Genomic DNA, 15,242 nt, shown 5'->3' on the forward strand with positions numbered 1-15,242 from the left:
CCTTCGGGGTTCCGGAACACGCCGTCGGCGAAATGGGGAGAGCGGCGAATCCGCTCCATCCGCGCCCCCGCCGGATCGGCACCGAAAGCGAGGGGGCGCAGGCTTCGCAGCTTTCGCGGCTGCGAGCGCTGCGGTTGCGGGGCACTTGAGCCGGCCACGGGACCTCCTGGGGGATCTTCGCTTCATTCCATCACTTCGGCTGGGCCGACGGAACACCGGGCCGTCGGGCAGGGGAGGGCGCAGGGCCGCGCGGCGCGGGTAACAGGCGTGTGAGACGGGCGGTCGGTCGCGCACATTTCCCGCCGCGGGCGGATCCACGTGCCGCCCCACGAGACCCACTCCACGAGCCTGCCGGTCAGCATCAATCTCCCGGTCCGGGAGGGCGCCGACCAGAAGGTCACGGTCGGCCCCGTCGGCACCGGCAAGCAGTAAGAACTCCTGGCGGAAGAGACCTGGCGGTTGACCAGAGCGAGCAGATCTCCAGCGGTGTACAGCGGTCCGCACCGGAGGTGGGCACCACGGTGAGCGGGCCCTGATGTCAGTGCCGTGTGGCACTGTCGGCTCCGTGATCATCGGCATCGTCGGATCGAGCGGGGGCGCATGGCAGCCAGTGATGAGGCGGCCGAGGAGACTGTGGCAGCCGGTGCCGTCCCGGTCCCGGAGGTGTGGGACGAGAGACACGGTCAGGACCGGCTGCCTCGGGCCTACACGCTGTGGCTCGTCGGCATCCTGGTGTCGCTCGTGGGCAATGAGGTCTTCTCCTTCGCCCTGGGCTGGGCCGCCAGTGAGTATGGCGGGAGCATCGCGGCGCTGGTCCTGAGCGCGATCACGCTGCCCCGCGTCCTGCTTCTCCTCGTCGGAGGAGCGGTCAGCGACCGCGTGAGCGCACGCCGCGTGCTGATCACCGGCGACGCGGCGATGCTGATTTTCTCGCTCGCTCTCGTGGCTGTCGCCTCCTCCCTGGGGGCCCCGCCCTTGTTGCTCATCGCCACGGGCGTTGCGGTCGGCGTCGTCGACGCGTTCTATCTGCCGGCCTCGGGTTCCATGCCCCGCCGACTGGTGGCCAAGGCCCAGTTGCCTCGTGCGTTGTCCCTCAGACAGGTCGGCGGCCAGGTGATCAACATGGGAGGCGGTCCGCTGGCCGGCGTGCTGATCGGCCTGGCCGGGTTCGCGGGTGCCGCTTTCGTCAACGCGGTCACCTTCGCCCTCACTCTGGTTGTCCTGATTGCCGTCCGCCCCCAGCACGACGTGCCTCCTGCTCCGAAGAAGGACGGTTTCCTCAAGGACGCCTTGAGCGGGGTGAAGGTGGCCTTCTCCCATCCGGTGCTGCGCCCGGGGCTGTGGCTCACCGGGGCAGCGGCCGGTTTCCTGCTGCCCGTGCTGACCCTGCTGATCCCCCTGCTCGCACGCGAGGAGGAGTGGGGCGCGGGAGCCGCCGGGCTGGTGCTCGGAGCGCAGGGCGTGGGCATGGTGGCGGTGACCCTGGCGGTGGTGAAACGCGGCCCGCTGGGGCGGCCTGGTCTGATGGCGGCGAGCGCGCTGATCCTGGCGGGTGCGGGCGTGCTCGCGCTCGGTCTCTCCCCCAGCGCGACCGTAGCCGTCGCCGCCGGCCTGGTCATCGGAATCGGGAACGGGACCTTCTCCGCGCACATCGCGCCGCTGGTTCTCGCGTCATCACCCGACTCCCACCTGTCGCGAATCCAGGCTGTGCTGGTACTCGTGCAGAGTTTGGCCCTGCTGCTGATGAACAATGTGCTCGGCGCGCTCGTCGACCTTCAGGGCGCCACCGTCGTCGTGGTCGCCTCTGCCGTCATGCTCGTCGGTGTGGGGCTCGCAGGTCTGACCTCGGGCCCGCTCCGCAACGACCGGACGGGGCTGAGGCGCCGCTGACTTCGACCGCTGCCAGGAGTGCTGTCGCACCACCCCCGCCCCTCCCGGACCCACAGTCCCGGAGCGATCCAACCACCTCGTAGGCTATTTGGTGAGGAGTTCTCACCAGTCCCAACAGAATGAAGTCTCTCCCGCTTGGCGTACGGCTGGGCGAGCAACGTCATTACTCTGCATGGGTGCTGTCATACGAGGAGTTGACCCCGCCGGAGCGCGAGCTGTGGGACGCCTTCCCTGAGGGACGTCGAGTCGATCTGCGCACAGGCGTGCCCGAGGCGGACGACGCCGCTGTGGGCGCCCGGTGGGGCCCCGAACGCACTGTCCGCGCGGCCGTCGTGGCGGCGCTGCTGCTCGGCGCGAACGACGATCGGTCTGGCGCTGTCGCCGCCCTGCGGCTTGCCGGGGCGCATATCACCGGCCGTCTCGACCTGTCCGGGGCGCAGATCTGCCACACGCTTTCGCTGGAGGGCTGTCGGCTGGACCAGGCGGTGCGGTTGTACGGTGCCACGACCCGGACGATTGAGATCACGAACAGCCGGGTGCCCGGGATCGACGCCGAACTCGCCCAGATCGGGGGCGACCTGGATGTGAGGCGGTCGGCTGTCGAAGGCGGCCCGCTCATACTCGTCAACGCTCGTATGGCCGGGAACCTGCTTGTCTCCGATGCCAGGATCTCGGGCCCAGGAGAGTGGGTGGTGCTCATACGGCTCCATCCGCTTCGGGGACACGCCGCCTGCGGCAGACGAGGACGGACGGCTCGCGGCGGACGAGGTGGCCCGTCGTCTGGCGTGGATCGGCCGGAACCCCGGTTACGCCCCGCAGCCCTACGAGCAACTCGCGGGCTGGTACCGGCAAATCGGCCACGACGACCACGCCCGCCGCGTGCTCCTGGCCAAACAGCGTCACCGGCGCCTCACCTTGCCCGTGCCGGCGCGTGTGTGGGGGCACCTGCTCGACGTCACCGTGGGCTACGGCTACCGGCCCTGGCTGGCAGGCGTCTGGCTCGTGATGTTGACCCTGCTGGGCACCCTGGTCTTCGGCGCGCAGTCTCCGACCCCGATGAAGCCGGGCGAAGGCGGTCCGTTCCAGCCCCTCGTCTACACACTCGACCTCTTGATCCCCATCGGTGGTCTGGGGCAGCGCACGGGGTGGTACTGGTCGAACGACGGCCTCCAGTGGCTGGCCTACCTGCTGATCGCCTTCGGCTGGATACTGACGACCGCCGTCATCGCGGGTGTCACCCGCACCCTGCAGAAGAACTAGCGGGCGACAGCCGGCGTCGGGCGCCGCCGACAGACAGCCGACGTCGGGCGCCGCCGACAGACAGCCGACGTCGGGCGCCGCCAACAGACAGCCGACATCGGAAGCCGCCAACAGACAGCCGACGTCAGCCGCAGCCACCAGATGAGTGCGCGCGTCGAGGGGACGGAACGCGTCCGCGCGGCGCCGCGGACGCGTCGCGCTCTTCTCCCGACCGCTCCCTCCCGGACCACCGGGAGCCGACGCGAGCGGCAGGGCTGGGCCCAGGCCGGGAGGTGCCGACCTGGGCCGTGTACGGACGTGAGGTGTCCGAAGCCGCCGAGCCGTTCGCTGCGGGGCTGGCTCAGCAGCTCAGGTTGTCGCCCGGGGCCACCCCCAGTACCTGGGTGAACTCCTTGTACCTGTCGATCCGGCTCTGGACCTGGCCGGGGTTTCCGCCGTCGCATTCCAGGGTGCCGTTGATCGAGCGGATCGTCTCGCCGAAGCCTGCGCCGTTGACCATGGCGTCGTGCGGGGTCATGGTGCCCGGACCGGTCTGGGTGTTCCAGTACCACAGCGCGGTCTTCCAGGAGACCGCGGCGTCCCGTTCCACCAGGTACGGGTTGTTGAGCAGGTCGATGCCGAGGGCGTCGCCTGCGGCCTTGTAATTGAAGTTCCAGCTGAGCTGGATGGGGCCGCGGCCGTAGTAGGCGGCCTGGCCTGCGGGGCAGCCGTAGGGCTGGTTGGCGTCGCAGTAGTGCGGGTAGTTGCTCTGGTCCTGCTCGACGACGTGGACCAGACCGCCGGTCTCGTGGCTGACGTTGGCCAGGAACGCGGCGGCTTCCTGCTTCTTGACGGTGTCGCTGCCGGTGTTGGCGAAGCCCGGATAGGCGTCCAGCGCTGCCGTGAGGCCGCTGTAGGTGTAGAACGAGTTCCGGCCAGGGAACATCTGGTCGAACTGGGCCTCGCTCACCACGAACTCCGCCGTGGAGCCCTGCTGCGACTGCGCCGGGGCTGCCTGAGAAGTTGTGGGCATGACAAACCATAGGGCGCATCCGACCGCCAGAGCGGTCAGCAGCGCCGTGATGCGTCGCTTCGACACGGGCGCACTCCTCGCTTGTAGGGGGCGCGGGGAACTCAACCGCATTGGTCTGTACCAAGTCAAGGGCGGTGGCGAGGTCCGGGCGGGGCCGAAGAAGCCGTTCGCTGGTCCCGCCGCGCGGACGCTCCGCACGCACGAGCGCGCCGTGCGGTGCGGTGAGTACGGAGGCCCCGGCTCTCCGTCATGGCGACGGGCCCGGTCGCTCGGCGACCGGGCCCGTCGTACTGCGGCTACTGCGTGTCAGTCGCTCTGGGCGTCCGACGGCAGGCGACGAATCTTCATGTCCTTCGCGTCATCGGCGCCGAAGCCGTAGTCCAGCAGCTTCGCGGCGTCCTTGTAGCGGTCCTTGCTGTTCAGCACCGTGCCGACGAGGGTCTTGCCGTCCCGCTCGCCCGCGAACACCAGGCACTCGCCGGCCTTGCTGGTCGTACCGGTCTTGATGCCGACGACGCCCTTGTACGAGCCGAGGAGTTGGTTGGTGTTGGTCCAGGTGTAGTAGCGCGTGCGGCCGTTGGCTGCCGGCGCCTCGCCCTTGTACTCCTTGGTCTTGACGATCTTGCGGAAGGTCTCGTTCTGCATGGCGTGCTGAGCGAGCTTCGCCAGATCCTTCGGAGTGCTGGAGTCACCGCCCGTGCCGTCGAAGGTGTCGAACTTCGTCTTGCCGAGGTTGAGCTCGTGGCCCTTCGCGTTCATGTCCACGACGAACGACTGCACGCGCTGCGCCCTGGTGGCCCCCTGGCCGAAGGTGTCGGCGAGAGCATAGGCGGCGTCGGCGCCGGACGGCAGCAGCGCTGCGTAAAGGAGCTGACGGATGCTGAGCTTGTCGCCGGTCTGGAGGTCCGCCGTGCTGGCGTGGTGTTCGGCGACGTAGTCGCGGTAGGCCTGCCGGACGGGAACCTTGCGGTCCAGGTCGACGTTCTTCTTGTCGAGAACCATGGAGGCGACCATGATCTTCACCGTGCTGGCCATGTTGCGGTCGTCGTTCACGTTCTTGCCGTAAAGCGACTCGCCCTTGCCGTTTATCAGGGAGGCACCCTTGGCCGTGAGCTCGGGCGGTGGCGTGTCGGACGCGTTCGACGTGGTGGTGCCCCAGGCGATGAGCGGGGCGGCTGCAAGCAGTGTGCCACCGGCGACGGCGGCGGCGACTGTCTTGCGTACGGACAGGATTCTACTGGCCATGGAGAAATACTCCGTTGGACGTGTTGTGGAACTGTGGTCATGTGGACGCGAGCCCGGGCGCCCTGTGTGTCGGATCCGAGCCCGCGCCGCCCGACCCGTGGGGCACTGGTGCCCCCGTGATGCTCGTGTCGGACACGCGTGTTGATGACCGGTCCCACGGAAAAGTTCACGGTGACGCGGGAGAAGGTCGGCGTGCCCTGTGCCCCAGGTCGGGTTCGGCGAGCCCCGTAGGACCTGCGCGGGCCACACTCTGCGGGCATCGGGGGGTCTCCCATGCCCTCGTGTCGACCTCGTCGGCGTGCCGAGCGAGGGGCGGGGAAGACCCGCCCCCGTGACCCCTCCCGCACGCGGGGCATCACTGAACTGCTCGGCTGCGCCGATGTGGGCGAGCGTCGAGGATCTTCTCGAAGCGCTGATCCACCAGTCGTACACAGTAGCTGATGTTCAACTGTTCAACGAATGCGACCGGGTTCCGGTATTGACGACGCGACACGGGCGAGAGGAGGTTGGGCCTCCCCACGGTTTCCCCCCACGGGAGGTCTGTTCATGACCGACAGCTCCACCGCACACGATCCGGCGCCCGCCCCCGATCCGGCGCCCGCCCCCGAGAGGCCGAAGAGCGCGAGGAGGGCGGTGCGCGCCCGCAGCCGACGACTCCGCGTGGTCGCCGCGCTGACCGTTGTCGGAGGGCTGACGGGAACCGTCGCCTCACCGGCCTCGTTCGCCGCCGCCGACGACGCCAGTACTCTCCCGACGCGCCAGGAAGCCGCATTCACCTCCCCCTTCACGGGTCTTCCCGCCGAGAAGAACCCCGTGCTCGCGGTGAAGATCGACAACCACAGGGACGCACGTCCGCAGACGGCGCTGGAGGACGCAGACATCGTCGGCGTCGAGAAGGTCGAGGGCGGGCTGGGGCGGCTGTTCGCCATCTACTCCAGCCACTACCCCGAGACCCTGGGCCCGGTGCGCAGCGCGCGTGAGTACAACGTCGAGCAGATGCGCATGTTCCAGCGGCCCGCGCTCGCCTACTCGGGTGCGCGTGAGGGGGTCGTCGACAAGATCAAGAAATCGCCTCTGTACGGCGTCTCGCACGACGACCACCCGGACGCCTACGAGCGCGGCGGCGACAACGAGCCTCCACACAACCTCTACGGCCGCCCCGACAAACTCCTCGACAAGGCACAGGGAGCGAGCGAGGCCGACGACATCGGCTTCCGCTTCGATGCGGAACCCGGCGGCGGTACGCCGGCCGAAGGGCGGAGCGTCGACTACGGATCCTCCAGCGTCTCCTTCGACTGGTCGACCGAGGAGGACCGCTGGCTGGCCTCCTTCGACGGCGAACCGGCGAAGGGCACGTCCGGGAAGCTGCTCGGCGGCAAAACGGTGATCATCCAGAAGACGGACATGCCACCGGACTCCAGCGGTAAGACGCCGTACATCGAGACGGTGGGCAGCGGAGAGGCGACCGTGCTGCGTGACGGCAAGGCGTTCGAGACCAAGTGGCAGCGCAAGAGCGCGACGGGGGACACCACCTACACGCTCTCGAACGGCAAGCGGATGCCGTTCGACCGCGGGCAGGTGTGGCTCGTCTACCAGGAACGCTGAGGCGGCACGCCGGGCCGCCGTACCAGCGGACTCGCCCGGGCCCGGACCACGCGGGGCGCCGCGCGGGGCGTTCCGGCGCGGCGCCCGCCCCGCGCGCCGCCTGCGGCTTCGTCCGCGGTCAGGCACCCGCCCTTTTCAGGAGCACGCGGGCCTCTCAGCGGTTCGTCTGCGAGTTCGGTACGCCGCGGCCTTGACGCGGTTGCCGCACTCGTCCATCCCGCACCAGGTGCGCCGGGCGCCCCGGGAGCGGTCGAGATAGAGACGAGTGCATTCTGCGCGGCCACACTCCTTGATGCGGGCGTGGGGATCGGCGAGCAGGGCGATACCGCTTCTGGCGATGTGAGAGAGCGCTGCGACGAGGTCTCCCGACATGCGCAGCCCCGCGTTGCCGAGTTCGACGGCGGGGAGCGGCCCGGTGGCCGCGGCGTTGACGATCCGGAGGTCTTCCCGGCCGAAGGGACGCCCGAGTACCCGGTCGAGCGCAAGGTGGTAGAGGGCCTCCCGCAGCGACAGTGCGGACTGGAAGGTGCCGGAGTCAGCGGTGACATGGTCAGGCAGCTCGTCGCATCGGGCCACCCACCGTTCGAGGTCTGCGGGCGTGGCCAGGACATCGATGGGCTCGCTGCGACGAGTCCCCACGGTGGCGGCCAGATCGAGGGCCGGGTTGCCGCTCACGAACGCGAAGTACACGTCACCATCTTGACCGGTGACGAAGCCGACGGCAAGCTCGTCACCGGTTGAACCGGTGACGCCAACACGCAGGGGGAAGCAGTGGCCGAGTCGTCCGACATCGAGGTCGTCGTCTTCGACGTCCTCGGAACACTCGTCGACGAACCCAGCGGAATCCGAGCGGCCCTTCGCGACGCGGTACCCGCGGCCGACGACGCGTCGGCAGACGAACTGTTCACCCGGTGGCAGCGGCATCGTGAACGCGAGGAGCAGCGCATCGGCCAAGGGGACCGCCCGTACGCCAGCACCGAGGTCATCGACGCCGAAGCGGCGCGGCTGGTGGCCGACCGAGCAGGGCTCGCCGACCCGGTGGTGATCGCCCGGCTGGCCACGGCTGGTCAGCGCCTGCCTCCCTGGGACGACTCCGTCGCCGGACTCGCGCGGCTCGCGCAGCGGTTTCCCGTCCTCGGGCTCTCCAACGCCAGTCGCGCCGCTCTGCTACGCCTCAACGCGCACGCCGGGCTGCGCTGGCACCAAGTCCTGTCCGCCGAGGCCGTCCTGGCCTACAATCCGTCGCCGGAGGTCTACCAACTCGCCGTCGACACCGCCGGTTGCCCACCGGAGCGCGTCCTCATGGTGGCCGCTCACGCCTGGGATCTGCGCGCCGCCCGGATGAGCGGAATGCGAACCGCCTACGTCCACCGGCCGGCCGGAGACCCACCGAAGGATTCCGAAGCCTTCGACGGTCGCTTCAACGGGCTGGACGACCTGGTCACGGCACTGACACGAAGGTAGCCGACGCGCGAAGTGCCCCTTCCCGTCGGGGTGATCTGCCGGTATGTTCCGGCCTACCAGTCCGACCAGTCGGTATGCGTAGGCAGAGCCGGGTACCGGCCCGTGCGGGCACCCGGTCCGAGAAGCCGGAGGCTCCATGGCCGAGCAGACAACGCCACAGATCGGCGGGCATTGCGACGCGCGTTTCGCAGGCGTCCGCACCGCTTTCGCGGAGAATTTCCGCGAGCGCGGCGAACTGGGCGCCGCCGTGACCGTTCTGCTGGACGGGGAGCCGGTCGTCGACCTGTGGGGCGGCTGGGCCGACGCCGCGCGCACCCGCTCGTGGGCGAGCGACACCCTCGTCAACGTGTGGTCGACCACCAAGGGGGCCACGGCGTTGTGCGCTCACCTGCTGATCGACCGAGGCCTGCTGGACCCGGACGCGCCAGTCGCCGCCTACTGGCCCGAGTTCGCCGCAGCGGGCAAGCAGGACGTTCTCGTACGTCATCTGCTCTCGCACCGCGCGGGCCTGGCCGGCCTGCGGGTACCGCACACGCTGGCCCAGCTCTACGACTGGGAGCTGACCACCGCACGCCTCGCGGCCACCGAACCGTGGTGGGAGCCGGGCGCCTGCTCCGGCTACCACGCGCTGACCTACGGCTTCCTGGTGGGCGAGGTCGTGCGGCGCGTCACCGGACAGCTTCCCTCCACGTTCCTGCACCAGGAGGTCACCGGACCGCTCGGCATCGACTTCTCCATCCGCCTGCCCGAGGAGGAGGCCCGGCGCGCCGCCGAGCTGGTGCCCATGCCGGCCGCGAGAGGCGGCGAACGGGGGGCCGCACCGCGCAAGTTGGCGCCGGTCGTCCTCGCCGCCCTGGCCAACCCCGTCACCGGAGCAGCCGACGCCAACACCCGTGCATGGCGCGCCGCCGAGATTCCCGCCGCCGGTGGCCACGGAACAGCGCGAGGAGTCGCGGCGCTGTACGAGATCTTCACCGGCCGGCGGCGGGTGGACAGCGGCTACCAAGTCCTGTCGGCGCAGGCAGCGGAACGCGTACGCGAAGGCCAGGGCAGTTGCCGGGACCTGATACTGGGTACTGGCCTGGGGCACGACACGGAAATCGGCCTCGGTCTCTGGCTGAGCGGCCGGCACGGTTCGTACGGCCCCAACCCGCGGGCCTTCGGCCACGACGGCTTCGGCGGCTCCTTCGGGCTTGCGGACCCCGAAGCGGGTATCAGCATCGGCTACGTCATGAACCACATGGGCACGCACATCGCCGATGACCCGCGGAAGATGGCCCTGGTAGACGCTGTTTACGAGGCAGTCGCGTCGTCCGTCTGAGGTGCGCCCCGTGTGCTGTAGAGAACCGGTTGGCCGGTGTGTGCGTCGAGCAGAACGCGGTCGCCCACAGGTTGTGCCAGCCGCACCGTCACCTGTTGCAGCTTCGCCTGCTTGGTGCACAGGCCACCCCGTCGGCCTTTGACGAAGGCTGACAGCACCACGCTGCGGGACGTTTCGAGCACGTCCACCGCGGAGCCGTCATCGCAGTCCCCGTGGGAGGAGATCACGGTCACCGCTCGCTCGTCGACGGAGTACCGCACCAGACCGTCGAGCCGACTGGGGCCGCCTGCGACCGGCCTGACCGGTGACCTGGGGAGCCCGGAGGGGATGACAGCAGCCTGCTTGAGCGGAGTGTCGTAGCCCTCCAGACTGAACAGCCAAGCCGGGACCTTCGCCGTTCCGCGGCTCGTGGTGACGCTCATCTCGCCCAGCTTCGCGCCGGTCACTCTCAGACGCGGCTGGGCGCTGGAGCGGACCAGGGCTTCGAAGGACTCCTCGGCTCCCTTCAACGGTCGGGTGAGCGATCCACCCTTGACAAAGGTCACCCGCCCGTCCCTCGGCCCGGTAGTGGGCAACTTGCCTCGCAGGTCGAAGCTCCGGTTCCGATAGGCCCGCCTGTCGGCCTTCGTGCGCAGGCCTCCCCGTGGCGGCTGGACCGCCTTGCCCATCGGGTGGTAGCCGGCGCGCCACGCGGCAGCCGCGCTCGATCCGTCCCAGGCAGTGGCGACCTGCCGGGCACGGTGCGCTCGTGCCTTCCCACTGTCGTCATCGGCCTCGCCCGTGCTGCCACCGCTGGTTGTCTGTACAGCGCAACCGGACAGGGTGCCCAGGCTGGCGACGGACAAGCCGACCACAGCAAAGAGGCTGACGGAACGCGAAGTCCTGGCCCGCATACGGCCTCCAGGAGAGGGGTATGAGCACACCGTCCGCTCATGTGACGAGGCCGGCTCGGCATCGGTTCCACCAGATCGGGAACGCCTGAGAGGCGAACAGCGTAGGCGCCGTGCGGATGCGCTCCGTGTCCCGCGCCGGCGCTCGTGCGAGTCAGGGCAGGGGCAGCTCAAAGCTGTCGGGGACGGCATCCCGTCGCAAGGCGATACTCCGCCCGTGCTGGTTCCGCTGGGGGCGATAACCGAAGCCTGGCTGCGGCCCCCGACCTAACGTGGCCGTATGGACTCACCGATGACGGGCACGGCCGCCGGCGTGCCGTTCACGGCCCTGCCACCGGCCGACAACGAAGCCGCGCCGCTGGTCGTCACCTGGCACATGCTGGACGCGCCGAGGTCGGACGCCGCGTTCGCCGCCGCGTTGCCGATGAACGGCCTGCCCGCCTGGCGGGTGCACCTCGGCATGCCGATGTGCGGGGCGCGCATGGTCGACGGCAGCACGGCCGCCGTCATGGAGTTGGCCCGCAAGGACGTCTTGATGTCCTACCTGTACCCGTTCGTACGGCAGGCGGCGGAGGAGTTCCCGGCCGCGCTAGCGTCGATCCGGCCGGTGCCGCCCGTCCCGGTGCCACCTCTCCCGGGTAAGAGAAGGTCCACTCGGCGCCGGAGACGGACCCTGCGGTGTCAGGAAGCGAAGGCACCAGCCACGCTACGGGGGGCCACTTCGGCAGGGCTTCATACCCCCCTTCTCCGCCGGGCAGCCGGGGGGTGTGCGCACACGTCACCCCCTGAGCCGGTGACGTGTCGCACGCACCCGCCCAACCACCCCGGGTGGGCGAGATCGCTGGCCGGAAAAGCGCAGCCCCGACGGAGGCGGGCGCGCGCGTGTCGGCCATCTGACCAGGGCGTGTCTCATGGCTCAGGCGGCCGTGGAGCACTGCGTTTGATAGGCAAGTCGTTGCTTGCCTATGGTAGGGGTCATGGCGGAGGATGTCTTCAAGGCGCTGGCCGACCCCACCCGCCGGCACATCCTCGATGAGCTGGTGGAGCGGGACGGTCAGACCCTGTTCGAGATCTGCGCGCGGCTGGTGACCAAACACGGTCTCGGGCTGTCCCGCCAAGCGGTCAGTCAGCATCTGGCCGTGCTGGAATCCGCGGGCCTGGTCCTCTCTCGGCGCCAGGGCCGCTACAAGTTCCACGAGCTGAACACCGAACCCCTTGAGTGCATCGTCACCCGATGGCTCAGGCCCGATGCACCGGAGAGCAAGCCATGAGGATCCATCTCACCAGCGTCTTCGTCGATGACCAGGAAAAAGCCCGGCGCTTCTACACCGAGGTGCTGGGTTTCGCAGTGAAGCACGACGTTCCGCTGGGTTCGGACCGGTGGCTGACCGTGGTCTCGCCGGAAGACCCGGACGGGACCGAGTTGCTTCTTGAACCGTCCGGTCATCCCGCGGTCCAGCCGTACAAGACGGCGCTGGTCCAGGACGGCATTCCGGCCGCCTCCTTCGCGGTGGAGGACGTACAGGCGGAGTGCGACCGGCTGCGCGGGCTCGGCGTACGTTTCACGCAGGAGCCTGTGGAGATGGGCGGGGTCACCAGTGCGGTCCTGGACGACACCGTCGGCAACCTGATTCAGCTCGTGCACAGCAGCTGAGCATGCGGCTCGTGCACCAGTCGCGACGCGACCGTGCCGACGCCCTCGACCGGTGGGGTCGCAGGGTGTCGACACGGTCGCTCGGGACAGCGTGCGTCAGGTGGTGACGGCGGCGACGGCGGTCAGCGCCGCACGTGAGAGGCCGGGAGCGCTGTCGATGCGGAGAACCAGGCCGCCCCCACCTGCCACAGGCGACGCTAGCCGATGTCGAGAGCGAAGTCGGTCACGTACCAAGCACCCTCGATCTTCGAGGACGTCATCTTGACGTCCAACTGCCCTTCCTTCACACCGGAGGAGTTGGAGAGGATGACCTTGTCGAGAGTCTCTCCGTCGATGGTGACCTTGTCGGCAGGGACCACTGTCTTGTTACCGGTGGCCGGGGTCCGCGCTACGTCCACCTGGGGGTCGCTCGGCGGCGGCTTGGGCGAGAACGACGCGCGGAACTTCCCGAGGTTCTCCCGCATCTTGCGCACGTCGGGGTCGTCACTGTTGCACCTCGACGGGGTGCCGACCTTCGCGGGCGAGGAGCCGGCGGCTGGTTCCGCCATCACCAGGCAAGCCTTCTTCGGCTGACCCTTGACGATCGCGGTGACCCAGGCGGCGACTGCCCCCTCAGCCGAGGACCGGCGGGTGTCCGAGGACGGCGGCGTCGCCGAACCGTCCTTCTTCTCCTCCTTGGGCTGGTCCGCGGCCGAGCTGTCCGCGGCCGGTTTCTTCTCTCCGGAATCCGAGTCGCCCGAGCACCCGGTGACCCCCACGGCCATCGCCGCCAGCGCGGCGCCGGCTATCCAACCGACGGACCTCTTCCTGTAACTGCCTGACTTCATCTCTCGGTCATCCTTCTCATATACGCCATGTGCCTTGGTGCGACCCCTGGACTCGCTGGCCGAGGCACCGCACCGGACCTTCCAACGGACTGGGCAGTCAAACGGTTTCATGCTCCCCGACCGCCCTGGGGAAGGCCACCGGCGCCGGCATTCATGGACTGGAGCGCCTCGGCTGTGCCGGCGGTCACACCGCCGACGTCGTGGGCTTCTGGCGGCCGAACTACCGCGCGCTGCCCTGGTTGACGGACAGGAGTCCATCGCCGCGTATCTCCTGACGGTGGAAGGCAGCTGGGAGGACTACGCGGAGCGTTGCTCGACCAGGCGGACGACCTGACCGGCCAGACCATCGGTTTCCTCAGCTACGGTTCCGGGAACGTCGCCGAGTTCTTCGCCGGCACCGTCGTTGCCGGTCACCGCGAACACCTGCGGACCGCGGCACACCGGGAGGCGGTCGAGAGGCGTAAGCCGATCGGTCACGCCCGCTACCGGGCGTTGCACGAGCGCTCCTTCCCGTCCGACGGCGAGGAACACCGCACCCCGGCTGAGACCACGGGCCCCTTCAGGCTGGCGGCGCTGCGCGACCACAAGCGCATCTACGAGACGCGCGCACAAAGGCCGCCCGGCACTCGCAGATCCCCCGCTGACCCGCGCGCGTCCTGGGGCGGCCACGGGGGCGGCCGGGCGGCATGGAGACCGTTCACCGGGTCGGCGGGACATCGAGCGGCGGGACATCGAGCGGCGGCTTTCGAGACAGCGACGCGCCAGTCGGGAGTGGCCGAGTAAGGTTCCGGCGACTCAGCTGTCTCGGACATCGATCCTCCACGTATTCCGTGCCGGAATCCGTCTGGTCCGGCCCGGATCATTCCGGCGCTGGGTACGTTCTTCAGTGTTGTTCACAGAGCTTGGGTGCCACTGCCTGTCGGCTTGGCGCCGGCTTGACGGCGGCTGAGCAGGGAGGCGAAGCGAGTCGGACCGGTTCGGATCCGGTGCGCACGAACCGGTCGCACGAGCCTCCGCTGATGGTCCGGAAGCGAGACGGCGCAACTCGGCCGTCGTCAGCCGGCCGCGTCCGCCCGCCCCTCGGAAAGGGACGAGCCCGCCCTCCACAAGCGGAGCTTGTCGGGGTTGAGCACCGACCAGATCTGCCTGATCCGGTCGCCCGCGATGTCGAAAGCCATCACCGACACGGGGACACCGCCCCTCTCGGCGACCAGCCCGGGCTGTCCGTTGACCATGCTCTCCAGCAGGGTCAGGTCGGGCACCACGTCGATCCGGCCCGCGAAGAAGCGCGCGACCTCCTCGGCGCCTTCGACCGGGCGGAGCACGGCCGGCACGAGGCCGCCGCCGTCACCGGTCGCCGTGGCGTCGGGAGCCAACAGGCCGATGAGGGCGTCGATGTCCTTGGCCTCCCACGCCTGCAGAAACGCCCTGACGGTGTCGGCGCGCTGGGCGGCCGGGGTCGCGGTCGACTCGGACGCGCGGACGCGGCGGCGGGCCGACGAGGCCAGCTGCCGGCACGCCGTCGGTGTCCGGCCGACGATCGCGGCCACTTCGGCGAAGGAGTAGCGGAAGACATCGTGCAGAACGAACGCGACACGCTCGGCCGGGGTCATCAGTTCGAGCACGACGAGGAAGGCCATGGTGACCGACTCGTCGAGGGTGACCCGGTCGGCCGGGTCGGCCGTGGTACCGCCGCCCCACCGTCCGCTGACCCACTCCGTGTTCGCGGGCAGCGGTTCGGGGACCCAAGCGCCCACGTAGCGCTCGCGCCTGGCACGTGCCGAGCCGAGCTGGTCGAGGCAGATGCGACTGGCGACCGTCGTCAGCCAGCCACCGGGCGATTCGATGGCCTCCCGCCGCTGTGACGGCATGGCGTACCACCGGGTGTAGGTCTCCTGTACGACATCCTCGGCTTCGGTCAGTGAGCCGAGGAGCCGGTACGTGAGGTTGATCAGCTGGTGCCGCTCGCTCACAAGCGCGCTCAGGCCCGGATCGGGTCGGTCGCGCTCGGACGACCCCGATGCGTCGGTCATGGTCTCGCCGGCTCCCTCGATCGCTTCGTCCCCGCCGCCCA

Annotated in this window: 16 protein-coding genes and 1 pseudogene; 8 read left to right on the forward strand and 9 right to left on the reverse strand. The window is 69.5% G+C overall.

Translation table 11 applies throughout. From position 1 onward, the window contains the following. A pseudogene (locus AB8Z75_RS00420) lies at positions 1–158 on the reverse strand (MBL fold metallo-hydrolase); the annotation flags it as partial. A 442-nt stretch (positions 159–600) separates the two neighbouring features. Here AB8Z75_RS00420 and AB8Z75_RS00425 point away from each other — a divergent pair. Then, the gene (locus AB8Z75_RS00425) at positions 601–1,890 is read left to right on the forward strand and encodes an MFS transporter (protein WP_369199286.1); all 1,290 of its coding nucleotides are present in this window, start codon (positions 601–603) and stop codon (positions 1,888–1,890) included. Positions 1,891–2,072: 182 nt separating this feature from the next. Here AB8Z75_RS00425 and AB8Z75_RS00430 read toward each other — a convergent pair whose 3' ends face one another. Further along, positions 2,073–2,339: a hypothetical protein gene (locus tag AB8Z75_RS00430; protein ID WP_369199287.1), complete on the reverse strand. Its 267-nt coding sequence runs from the start codon at positions 2,337–2,339 to the stop codon at positions 2,073–2,075. A 211-nt stretch (positions 2,340–2,550) separates the two neighbouring features. Between AB8Z75_RS00430 and AB8Z75_RS00435 the strand changes: the two genes are divergently transcribed. Beyond that, positions 2,551–3,150: a hypothetical protein gene (locus tag AB8Z75_RS00435; protein ID WP_369199288.1), complete on the forward strand. Its 600-nt coding sequence runs from the start codon at positions 2,551–2,553 to the stop codon at positions 3,148–3,150. Between the two features lie 340 nt (positions 3,151–3,490). On the opposite strand, the gene AB8Z75_RS00440 is transcribed toward AB8Z75_RS00435, so the two are convergent. Together AB8Z75_RS00440 and AB8Z75_RS00445 are read right to left on the reverse strand one after the other, a co-directional pair. Beyond that, on the reverse strand, positions 3,491–4,162 hold the full coding sequence (locus tag AB8Z75_RS00440; RefSeq protein WP_369199289.1) for a chitinase: 672 nt from the start codon (positions 4,160–4,162) through the stop codon (positions 3,491–3,493). Positions 4,163–4,468: 306 nt separating this feature from the next. Continuing rightward, positions 4,469–5,407, reverse strand: a complete 939-nt coding sequence (locus AB8Z75_RS00445) for a D-alanyl-D-alanine carboxypeptidase family protein (RefSeq protein ID WP_369199290.1) — start codon at positions 5,405–5,407, stop codon at positions 4,469–4,471. A gap of 546 nt (positions 5,408–5,953) precedes the next feature. On the opposite strand from AB8Z75_RS00445, the gene AB8Z75_RS00450 reads away from it, so the two are divergent. Then, a complete protein-coding gene (locus AB8Z75_RS00450; protein ID WP_369199291.1) occupies positions 5,954–7,012 on the forward strand; it encodes a DUF3048 domain-containing protein in 1,059 nt (352 codons plus the stop codon). 135 nt (positions 7,013–7,147) lie between these two features. Here AB8Z75_RS00450 and AB8Z75_RS00455 read toward each other — a convergent pair whose 3' ends face one another. Then, positions 7,148–7,702, reverse strand: a complete 555-nt coding sequence (locus AB8Z75_RS00455) for an ABATE domain-containing protein (protein WP_369199292.1) — start codon at positions 7,700–7,702, stop codon at positions 7,148–7,150. A gap of 81 nt (positions 7,703–7,783) precedes the next feature. On the opposite strand from AB8Z75_RS00455, the gene AB8Z75_RS00460 reads away from it, so the two are divergent. Together AB8Z75_RS00460 and AB8Z75_RS00465 are read left to right on the forward strand one after the other, a co-directional pair. Then, positions 7,784–8,476, forward strand: a complete 693-nt coding sequence (locus tag AB8Z75_RS00460; protein WP_369199293.1) for a haloacid dehalogenase type II — start codon at positions 7,784–7,786, stop codon at positions 8,474–8,476. A gap of 136 nt (positions 8,477–8,612) precedes the next feature. Beyond that, positions 8,613–9,797: a serine hydrolase domain-containing protein gene (locus AB8Z75_RS00465; RefSeq protein ID WP_369199294.1), complete on the forward strand. Its 1,185-nt coding sequence runs from the start codon at positions 8,613–8,615 to the stop codon at positions 9,795–9,797. Here AB8Z75_RS00465 and AB8Z75_RS00470 read toward each other — a convergent pair. Both AB8Z75_RS00470 and AB8Z75_RS00475 read right to left on the reverse strand, forming a co-directional pair. Further along, entirely contained in the window at positions 9,770–10,342 is a 573-nt protein-coding gene (locus tag AB8Z75_RS00470) for a hypothetical protein (protein ID WP_369199295.1), read from the reverse strand. The genes AB8Z75_RS00465 and AB8Z75_RS00470 overlap by 28 nt on opposite strands. 612 nt (positions 10,343–10,954) lie before the next feature. Continuing rightward, positions 10,955–11,212, reverse strand: a complete 258-nt coding sequence (locus tag AB8Z75_RS00475; RefSeq protein WP_369199296.1) for a hypothetical protein — start codon at positions 11,210–11,212, stop codon at positions 10,955–10,957. A gap of 452 nt (positions 11,213–11,664) precedes the next feature. Between AB8Z75_RS00475 and AB8Z75_RS00480 the strand changes: the two genes are divergently transcribed. Then, the gene (locus tag AB8Z75_RS00480; RefSeq protein ID WP_369199297.1) at positions 11,665–11,958 is read left to right on the forward strand and encodes an ArsR/SmtB family transcription factor; all 294 of its coding nucleotides are present in this window, start codon (positions 11,665–11,667) and stop codon (positions 11,956–11,958) included. Next, a complete protein-coding gene (locus AB8Z75_RS00485; protein WP_369199298.1) occupies positions 11,955–12,341 on the forward strand; it encodes a VOC family protein in 387 nt (128 codons plus the stop codon). Before AB8Z75_RS00480 ends, AB8Z75_RS00485 begins: the two co-directional genes overlap by 4 nt. Positions 12,342–12,538: 197 nt before the next feature. On the opposite strand, the gene AB8Z75_RS00490 is transcribed toward AB8Z75_RS00485, so the two are convergent. Beyond that, a complete protein-coding gene (locus AB8Z75_RS00490) occupies positions 12,539–13,168 on the reverse strand; it encodes a hypothetical protein (protein WP_369199299.1) in 630 nt (209 codons plus the stop codon). A 309-nt stretch (positions 13,169–13,477) separates the two neighbouring features. Between AB8Z75_RS00490 and AB8Z75_RS00495 the strand changes: the two genes are divergently transcribed. Then, the gene (locus tag AB8Z75_RS00495) at positions 13,478–13,951 is read left to right on the forward strand and encodes a hypothetical protein (RefSeq protein ID WP_369199300.1); all 474 of its coding nucleotides are present in this window, start codon (positions 13,478–13,480) and stop codon (positions 13,949–13,951) included. Between the two features lie 272 nt (positions 13,952–14,223). On the opposite strand, the gene sigJ is transcribed toward AB8Z75_RS00495, so the two are convergent. Further along, the gene (gene sigJ, locus AB8Z75_RS00500; RefSeq protein ID WP_369199301.1) at positions 14,224–15,201 is read right to left on the reverse strand and encodes an RNA polymerase sigma factor SigJ; all 978 of its coding nucleotides are present in this window, start codon (positions 15,199–15,201) and stop codon (positions 14,224–14,226) included. Positions 15,202–15,242: the final 41 nt, after the last annotated feature.

Source organism: Streptomyces sp. PU-14G, from assembly GCF_041028275.1.
In the GTDB taxonomy this organism is placed as follows: Bacteria; Actinomycetota; Actinomycetes; order Streptomycetales; family Streptomycetaceae; genus Streptomyces.

Bases quoted from the DNA above. Each gene is read 5' to 3' on its own strand.
- AB8Z75_RS00425 (WP_369199286.1), top strand. From the start codon at position 601: ATGGCAGCCAGTGATGAGGCGGCCGAGGAGACTGTGGCAGCCGGTGCC.
- AB8Z75_RS00435 (WP_369199288.1), top strand. From the start codon at position 2,551: ATGCCAGGATCTCGGGCCCAGGAGAGTGGGTGGTGCTCATACGGCTCC.
- AB8Z75_RS00440 (WP_369199289.1), bottom strand. From the start codon at position 4,162: ATGCCCACAACTTCTCAGGCAGCCCCGGCGCAGTCGCAGCAGGGCTCC.
- AB8Z75_RS00445 (WP_369199290.1), bottom strand. From the start codon at position 5,407: ATGGCCAGTAGAATCCTGTCCGTACGCAAGACAGTCGCCGCCGCCGTC.
- AB8Z75_RS00450 (WP_369199291.1), top strand. From the start codon at position 5,954: ATGACCGACAGCTCCACCGCACACGATCCGGCGCCCGCCCCCGATCCG.
- AB8Z75_RS00465 (WP_369199294.1), top strand. From the start codon at position 8,613: ATGGCCGAGCAGACAACGCCACAGATCGGCGGGCATTGCGACGCGCGT.
- AB8Z75_RS00480 (WP_369199297.1), top strand. From the start codon at position 11,665: ATGGCGGAGGATGTCTTCAAGGCGCTGGCCGACCCCACCCGCCGGCAC.
- AB8Z75_RS00485 (WP_369199298.1), top strand. From the start codon at position 11,955: ATGAGGATCCATCTCACCAGCGTCTTCGTCGATGACCAGGAAAAAGCC.
- AB8Z75_RS00490 (WP_369199299.1), bottom strand. From the start codon at position 13,168: ATGAAGTCAGGCAGTTACAGGAAGAGGTCCGTCGGTTGGATAGCCGGC.
- sigJ (WP_369199301.1), bottom strand. From the start codon at position 15,201: ATGACCGACGCATCGGGGTCGTCCGAGCGCGACCGACCCGATCCGGGC.